Origin of the sequence: Thermoanaerobacter uzonensis DSM 18761, from assembly GCF_900129115.1 — a bacterium.
Taxonomy (GTDB): Bacteria; Bacillota; Thermoanaerobacteria; order Thermoanaerobacterales; family Thermoanaerobacteraceae; genus Thermoanaerobacter; species Thermoanaerobacter uzonensis.
Genome location: NZ_FQUR01000012.1, coordinates 35,013 through 42,673 on the forward strand (window position 1 = coordinate 35,013; position 7,661 = coordinate 42,673).

The window sequence follows — 7,661 nt, forward strand, 5'->3', positions numbered from 1 at the left end:
ATAATTGGGAAGGAGTAGAGATATACAGTAAAGACAAAGATGTAATAGGGTGCAGTGCAGAAGGGCATATAAGTCATGTATTTTCTTCTAGATTAAGTAGGAATCCATTGGGATGGAGTAGAGAAGGATTAAAGTTAATGGCGAAATTAAGAGTATTCAGCAAGAATGGAGGAGATCTAAGAGAAATAGAATGGGGTAAGAGAGAGAATATAAATGCAGAAAGTTACAAATTAACGAAGAAGCAAATAAAAGAAGCGGTAAGGAGAATTAAAACGTCTACAAATGAAAAGATAAATAATATTACAGTTTTGAATATAGGGAAAGTAACGCCAATATATAGGATTTTAAGAGCAATAAAATACGCGCAAGTCATATAAAGAACATGATAAGACGAAGCCCTGAATTAAGTAAGTTACAGGGGTTGTCTTAAAAATATCCTACAGTATCTTGACACTATCAAGATATGTAGAAGATTTGAAAGACAAGGGGGGATCGGAGTATAATAAAGAAATAAGAAGAATAGCAGATATAAAAAAGAAAATAACAGAGTGGATAAATAAGAAAAAATTAGAAGAAAAAGAAAATATTCCAGCTGAAGTAAAAAGTTTGGTTAAGTTAAAAGAAGAATTGGAAGAAGAATTGGAGATATATCTTTTGTGCTCTGATACGCTAGAGAACTTATAAGTGAGAATTATATACACAATTGAAAAATGGAAAACGAGTTATGGAAGTGAGGAATGGAGTGTCTATATTGGAGATATTGCAATAGGTAGTGAGGTACATAATGCTGAAAGCGAATATATAAAACAGTTTGCTAATAATTTGTCTAAAATCGAAAACTTAAGTAGTTACGAAATTTACCGAATAGATAAAATTGTGCTAAAGGAGGAATATTAATTATGTTTTTAAAATTCCAACCTTTCTTTTTAATTGTGGAAACACCACTTCATCCAGGGAGTGGTAGTGAATTAGGGCTTGTAGATTTGCCTATACAAAGGGAAAGACATACTAATTTTCCTAAAATTGAGGGGTCGGGGTTAAAAGGGAGTATCAGGGAGGCATTTGAAAATTCAGAAAAAGAAATAGTGATGCCAAACAAAGGGGAACAGGCGGAGAAGATAAAAGTAAAAGATTACGTGCCACTGATTTTTGGGCCTGAAAGTGGGAATGAACATGCAGCTGCGCTTGCTTTTATGGATGCAAAAATTTTGTTCTTTCCTGTAAAGTCATTGAGGGGGATTTTTGCTTGGATTACATGTCCTCAAGTAATAGAGAGGTTTAAAGAGGATATGAGAATGATCAAGTTTAATAATGATGTAGAGAGTTTTAAAGCAAAAGAAGGAACTATTCCAAAGGATTCGAATTTAATAGTTTCTTCGAGAATTGTATTAGAGGAATATACATTTGAGGTTGTGCCAGATGATGAAACAACAAAAATTGCTAAATGGTTTGCTGAAAAAATATTTCCTTCAAAAGAACCTGATATATATAAATACTGGAGAGAGAAATTTATGAAAGATCTTGTGATCCTTTCAGACGATGAGTTTAAAGAGTTTGTTTCTACGTCTACCGAGGTCATTGCAAGAACAGTTATTGATGATAATAAGGGTACAGCTAAAAATTTATGGTATGAAGAGTACCTACCTCAAGATACAATTTTATATTCAATAGCTATGGCAACTGCAATAATGGAGGAGGAACAAAGGAAGGGGGCTTTTGCTGACGAAACTTCTGAAAAAGAAGCCGAGAAAGTTATCAGTTATTTTAAAGAAGGACTCCATGAGGTTATACAAATTGGAGGGAATAAGACTATCGGTAAAGGTATCACAAGGATTCAGCTTCTAGAGGGGGTTAGAACATGAGTAATGGGCTATCTACCATGCGCAAATTGGAAAGAGGTAGAGCAGAATTTGCGTATGAATGTGTTAGACAAGCTATAGAAAAAGTATTTAAAGGTGAGGATAAAAAAGAAAGGAGAAAAGAATATAGATCATATGCTCGAAAAATTCCTACAATGATATTGACAAATGGACTTGGACAGGCGCTTGCTTTTTTAAAAGCAAAGGCAGGATCTGATGAGGAAGAAAGCGAAGCAGAAAAAGGGAAAAGTGAAGTATACCGATTGTTATATAAACAAATTACCGACTACATGAAAAGTGAGACTACATTGCGAATTTCTATGCCTCCACAAAAAGAAGACTTAGTGGAATGGGTAATTTCCTGTGATTCAGTAGAATATAGATATATAACTCAAGAAATATTGGCTTTCTTGACGTGGCTTTCAAGATTTGCGGAGGGAATGATAGAGAAATGACAAAATTTAGAGAAAAACGTAAGGATGAAAGGTACATTTTTTATAACCCTGCTGACACAAGAAGTTTGTTATTTAAGGAAATTGAAAAATATTCTACATTTAAATGGAATACTCATACAGGAAAAGAAGAGGAAAAGTCATTTGAATACCATTCTTCATCATATGTTAAGAACTCAGCTCTTATTTTTAGTAAATTAATTCCCTATTCCTTTGATGGAAACGGTCTTGTGAGAAAAGATAATAAGGTTGAGTATTTAAAATTGGTAATCAATGAAATGAATAAAGTGGCAGATGAAGTATCTTATATAAGTACTCGGCTTGAGAGTGTGATAAACAGTTTTAAAAATAACGGATATAAAGTTAAAAGTTTCAAAGGAAAACCTTTATGGAGATTCGTAGTTGGTTTAGGAGCATCACATCCTCAAGAGACTTCTATGACGCTTCATCACATCTATGGTGTGCCTTATATTCCAGCAAGTGCAATTAAGGGAATTATTAAACACTGGTCTGTTTTAAAGTTTGCCGAAGAGTATGCAAGAATTAAAAAAGGTGAAGATGTTAATTTTGATACTGCAGTAGAAGAGATTTCAGAAAAATTAAGAGAAGGGAAAAATTTATCCATAACAATAGATAATGTGTCTTTTTACGATTTGATTAGAATTTTTGGTACACAGGAAAGGGAAGGCGAAATAATTTTCTTTGATGCATATCCTTGTGATAAGATAACATTAAAAATTGATGTGATGAATCCCCATTATAAGAATTATTATTTTAGTACACAACCTCCTGCTGATTGGGATCAGCCACGACCTTTGCCTTTTTTAACTGTAGAAAATACTAAATTTGCGTTTTATGTTGCGGGGAAAGATGAAACTTTAACTTTAAAAGCTGTAAAATGCGCCAAAGATGCATTAAAGGAACATGGAGTTGGTGCGAAAACTTCTCTTGGGTATGGGATATTTACTGATTTCTAAATTTGATTCATGCAGAGATCTATTTACAGAGGAATATTCTCTTTTTTTAAAGGCACATGGGTGATTGCTTTTACGTTTGTGCTATTAATCATTGCTGGAAGTAGAGGACGAAGGTAAAGTGATACATAAGTTTGTTTTTTAGGAAGGTAATAAGATTTTTATAGGGATAGGTGTGATAGGCTATGTTAATACAATGTACAAAAAAATTGTTGGATGTGATAGAGAGAAAACCTGTTTCATATGAAGAAGAAAATTTGTTATTTTCTTGGCATGCGAATTTGATCACCTTAAATCGAAGTAATGAGATTAGAAAAGGGAATAAAGTTATCAGAGTATATTCCACAGTACAAAAGGTTGTTATATGTTTATGACTTTGGAGATAATTGGCGGCATTATATCGAAAATGTTATTATCAACTATATTTTAGGTAATTAGAAAATTGATAGACTATTGCTCCAGAAATTTCTTGATATATTTTTGGTGGAACAGTGTGTAAATGAACCTATCTCTATCTAAAGTTTACAAATTCTTCCACAAAATAATCAATCGCATCAAGTTTTCTCTTTATATATAAACTAATTTTAGTTCTTTTACACAAATCAACCAATAAATGAAATAAATATTCATCTCTTACAAATATTTTCTTTGGTTTACCCACATTTAAAATATATGAAATTACCATATCCAGAACATATTGTACTTCATCGTCTTCTGGAGAAAGAATATGTTGATCTATTATCATTCCTGATTTAGAATCAGCGAGAACACATATTCTCCCTGCAATTGGTCTATCATATTCTTTATCTCTAATTGTGATATTTAAATATGCTATATCAACTTCTATTTCGGCAGAAGTAGTTGGCTGCTTTGTTATTCTTGATAAAAGAAGCTCATCTTTTAATACAGGAATTAAATATTTTCTTTGGGGCAACAAAAGGGGTGCTGCTAAAGTAACCCATTGATTTTTTTGCTCATCGTATTTATGAACTAAAGTTTCTCCCTCTTCAAAGTTAACTACAATATCTTCTTTAATGTAATTTTTTAGTGCTTGTAATAAATATTTCATTATTGCTGACAGTTTTAATACTTCTTCTTTATTCAAAATATAAGGAGCATATCCTTTCTTGAAAGACCTAAAATAGATCCAGTTATTCCTACCTCTAAACTTTAATCCCAGGTCTTTTACAATTTGCAATTCTTCTTTAAATAACTCTTCTCTATCCCCAAAATAGCATATAATTACATTATCTTCTTGAAATCTCTGAATTTGCTGTGCTGGCATATCAGTAGTCTCAATAATTTTGTAAAAATTGTCCAAAGCATCAAACCCAAAATAAAAACCTATACCGTAAAATTCTCCTCCTCTTCCCATTACACTGCAATAGACTGGTTCTTCATTTTCTGGCAAAATTAATGTTATTATATCTACATCCCAAAAATATTTCCAAGGATTTAATTCCTTTATTTTAACAGCTACCTCATACAATTCTTTCCACTCTTCTAATAGCACCTTTTCTTTCATTACTATTTACATCCTTCTTTATAAAATTTTCTTATGTCGTTTACATTGTAAGGCTTTTCAACCTCTTAATTCTCTCTTCAATTGGTGGATGAGTTGCAAATAACTTTTCCGCTTTTCCAAAAGGATTTGATATAAACAAATGAGCTGTTGCGTCAGAGGTAACTCTCATGGGTCTAGTATAACTACCTATTTTTTCAAGAGCTGATGCAAGACCATAGGGATCTCTTACAATAAAGGCACCAGTTGCATCTGCCAAATATTCTCTTTGTCTTGAAATTGCAGACCTTATAATTAATACAATAAGAGGAGCAATAATAGAAAAAATAAGCCCAATAATGAGGAGAATTATAGCTCCATTGTCATTTTTATCTCTTCTTCTGCTTTCTCCCATTCCCCACCACATACTTCTTAGCATTACATCCCTGAGTAAAATTATAAGTCCTGCAACAACTGCAACAACCGTCATTAAAAGTATATCTCTATTTCTGATGTGAGATATTTCATGAGCTATTACTCCTTGGAGCTCTTCTCTATTCATCATTTGAAGTAGACCGGTCGTGACACAAACAGAAGCATGCTTTGGGTCTTTGCCCGTAGCAAAAGCATTAGGTTGGGATTCTTCCATTATATAAACATTAGGCTTTGGTATACCTGCTGCGAGAGCAACTTCTTCCACAATATTATGAAGAACATAATACTCCTCTGGATTTGCCGGGACGGCTCCCACCGACGCAAGAGCTATTTTATCCGACTGTTCATATGCTATCCAATTATACAGCACAATAAAAATTGCTAAAAGAACTACTCCTGTAAGTCCCCAGTTGAAATACCATACAAAAAAATAACCTATAGCAAAAAGTATAAGAGAAAATGTAACTATAAATAGATAAGTTTTCCTTACATTTTCTGATTGAAGTTCATATAGAGTTTTTCTAGACATTACACTCACACCCTCGTTAATCAAAATTGACATTAATAGGCCCTCTTTCGCCTTCATCAACAGGATAATATTCCTTAGGTGTTAATCTCATCATATTTGCAACAATAGAAGCAGGGATTCTCTGTTGTGCTGCATTGTACTGCATGACTATATCATTATAAAACTGTCTTGCAAAAGCAATTTTATTTTCTGTATTAGTTAATTCTTCTTGGAGTTTTAAAAAATTCTCATTTGCCTTTAATTCTGGATAATTTTCTGCAACAGCAAAAATTGTCTTAAGAGCTTGTGTAATCTGATTATTAGTATCTCCCACTTCTTTTACTGATTGAGCTCCCATTGCCTTAGCCCTTAATTCTCCTAAATTTTCAAAAATCTCTTTTTCATGAGCAGCATATCCTTTTACTGTATTCACAAGGTTAGGTATAAGGTCATATCTTCTCTTTAACTGTACATCTATTTGCGCCCAAGCATTTTCTACTCTGTTTTTCAAATTAATAAAACTATTGTAAGTCACAATAAACCACAAAACTATAACTGCTACGATACCTAAAATTATCCATGTCATTTTGTGTTCCTCCTTCATATTCACTATAAATTTCTGGCCTGCCATATTTGCTCCTTTAATTTTCTTACACTACGTTTGACATTTTAATTTCATTATATTATATATCTATTATACATGCAACAGAATATAACTTTGGTATCAGATGCTTATGGGGCTAGATTATTTTTGTCAGGTATGTCGGAATTTTCTTAATATTTGTGTTGGATTTTGCTTTATAAAATGATATAAAACGGTTAGAAAAATTTTTGCTGTATGTTATAATAAAAGCAAAAAGTTAAGAGGTGTTTTAAATGAGGTATATCAATATTGGTAATGGGGAAATAAAGGCCTCGGCAATTGCGTTGGGTTGTATGAGGATTGCTGATAAGCCTGTAAAAGAAGTGGCGGAACTTATAAATACGGCTCTGGAGGAAGGAATAAATTTTTTTGACCATGCTGATATATATGGAGGAGGTAAATCTGAAGAGGTATTTGCTGAGGCAATAAGCAAAAAGGCTGATATCAGAGAAAAGATAATTATTCAAACTAAATGTGGCATAAGACATGGATATTATGACTTTTCAAAGGAGCATATTTTAAAATCTGTCGATGGAAGCTTAAAAAGGCTCAAAACTGACTACATAGATGTTTTGTTATTACACCGCCCTGATACTTTGATGGAACCAGAAGAAGTGGCAGAGGCTTTTTCAATACTTCACAGCAGTGGCAAGGTTAGAAATTTCGGTGTAAGTAATTTTAATTCGATGCAGATAGAACTGCTTAGTAAGTATTTAAACCAAAAGCTTATCATAAACCAATTGCAGTTTAGTATTATGCATACAGGTATGATAGATTCTGGTTTTAATGTGAATATGAAAGTAGATCAGTCTATAGATAGAGATGGCAGTGTTTTGGAGTATTGCAGGTTAAAGAATATTACGATACAAGCATGGTCGCCCTTCCAATATGGATTTTTTGAAGGCACTTTTTTAGGTAATGAAAAATTTAAAGAACTTAATGACAAAATTGACGAAATTGCTGCTAAAAAGGGTGTGCCAACTATTGCTATACCTATTGCATGGATTTTAAGACATCCAGCAAAGATACAAGCTATTGTTGGTACGACAAATTCTGCTCGATTGAAAGATATATGCAAAGCATCAGAGATTGAACTTACAAGAGAAGAATGGTATGAGTTATATAGAGCTGCAGGGAACAAATTACCATAAAGGCAAGTATTATTATTGTGATAAAGAAAATATTCAGTTTGTTGACAAAGTTAAAAAATATCAAAGGAGATATTTTGCATCGTCACTCCGGTGTTCCAAAGCGACAAAACTAAAGCTTGACCTTCGGGCTCCGGCAGG

The 7,661-nt window shown here is 32.9% G+C and carries 12 protein-coding genes; 9 read left to right on the plus strand and 3 right to left on the minus strand.

Annotation, left to right across the window (positions count from 1 at the left end; all coding sequences use genetic code 11):
- The 8 genes from BUB32_RS07930 to BUB32_RS13365 form a co-directional block, all read left to right on the plus strand.
- A partial coding sequence (locus BUB32_RS07930; protein WP_200773866.1) for a UPF0236 family transposase-like protein occupies nt 1-377 on the plus strand: 377 nt, incomplete at its 5' end.
- A gap of 97 nt (nt 378-474) precedes the next feature.
- Nucleotides 475-684, plus strand: coding sequence for a hypothetical protein (locus BUB32_RS07935; protein ID WP_143152799.1), 210 nt, complete (start codon nt 475-477; stop codon nt 682-684).
- Nucleotides 685-897, plus strand: a complete 213-nt coding sequence (locus tag BUB32_RS07940; protein WP_072968929.1) for a hypothetical protein — start codon at nt 685-687, stop codon at nt 895-897.
- A 2-nt stretch (nt 898-899) separates the two neighbouring features.
- Complete coding sequence (cmr4, locus tag BUB32_RS07945) at nt 900-1,862, plus strand: type III-B CRISPR module RAMP protein Cmr4 (RefSeq protein WP_072968930.1); 963 nt, start codon at nt 900-902, stop codon at nt 1,860-1,862.
- Nucleotides 1,859-2,314, plus strand: coding sequence for a type III-B CRISPR module-associated protein Cmr5 (cmr5, locus tag BUB32_RS07950; protein ID WP_084727001.1), 456 nt, complete (start codon nt 1,859-1,861; stop codon nt 2,312-2,314). Before cmr4 ends, cmr5 begins: the two co-directional genes overlap by 4 nt.
- Nucleotides 2,311-3,288, plus strand: a complete 978-nt coding sequence (gene cmr6, locus BUB32_RS07955; protein WP_072968931.1) for a type III-B CRISPR module RAMP protein Cmr6 — start codon at nt 2,311-2,313, stop codon at nt 3,286-3,288. Before cmr5 ends, cmr6 begins: the two co-directional genes overlap by 4 nt.
- Before the next feature lie 182 nt (nt 3,289-3,470).
- Nucleotides 3,471-3,659, plus strand: coding sequence for a DUF6933 domain-containing protein (locus BUB32_RS13120; RefSeq protein WP_234949252.1), 189 nt, complete (start codon nt 3,471-3,473; stop codon nt 3,657-3,659).
- A complete protein-coding gene (locus tag BUB32_RS13365) occupies nt 3,625-3,723 on the plus strand; it encodes an IS1096 element passenger TnpR family protein (RefSeq protein ID WP_407702966.1) in 99 nt (32 codons plus the stop codon). The genes BUB32_RS13120 and BUB32_RS13365 overlap by 35 nt, the downstream gene beginning before the upstream one ends.
- Nucleotides 3,724-3,796: 73 nt before the next feature.
- Here BUB32_RS13365 and BUB32_RS07965 read toward each other — a convergent pair whose 3' ends face one another.
- The 3 genes from BUB32_RS07965 to BUB32_RS07975 are packed head-to-tail and all read right to left on the minus strand — an operon-like array spanning nt 3,797 to nt 6,315.
- Nucleotides 3,797-4,810 (minus strand): DUF7309 domain-containing protein, encoded by a 1,014-nt coding sequence (locus tag BUB32_RS07965; RefSeq protein ID WP_072968932.1) that lies wholly within the window; start codon nt 4,808-4,810, stop codon nt 3,797-3,799.
- A gap of 40 nt (nt 4,811-4,850) precedes the next feature.
- The gene (gene htpX / locus BUB32_RS07970) at nt 4,851-5,750 is read right to left on the minus strand and encodes a zinc metalloprotease HtpX (RefSeq protein WP_072968981.1); all 900 of its coding nucleotides are present in this window, start codon (nt 5,748-5,750) and stop codon (nt 4,851-4,853) included.
- Between the two features lie 16 nt (nt 5,751-5,766).
- Nucleotides 5,767-6,315 carry a LemA family protein gene (locus BUB32_RS07975; protein ID WP_072968933.1) on the minus strand — a complete coding sequence of 183 codons (549 nt, stop codon included), beginning with the start codon at nt 6,313-6,315 and terminating at the stop codon, nt 5,767-5,769.
- 290 nt (nt 6,316-6,605) lie between these two features.
- On the opposite strand from BUB32_RS07975, the gene BUB32_RS07980 reads away from it, so the two are divergent.
- On the plus strand, nt 6,606-7,523 hold the full coding sequence (locus tag BUB32_RS07980) for an aldo/keto reductase (protein WP_072968934.1): 918 nt from the start codon (nt 6,606-6,608) through the stop codon (nt 7,521-7,523).
- Nucleotides 7,524-7,661: the final 138 nt, after the last annotated feature.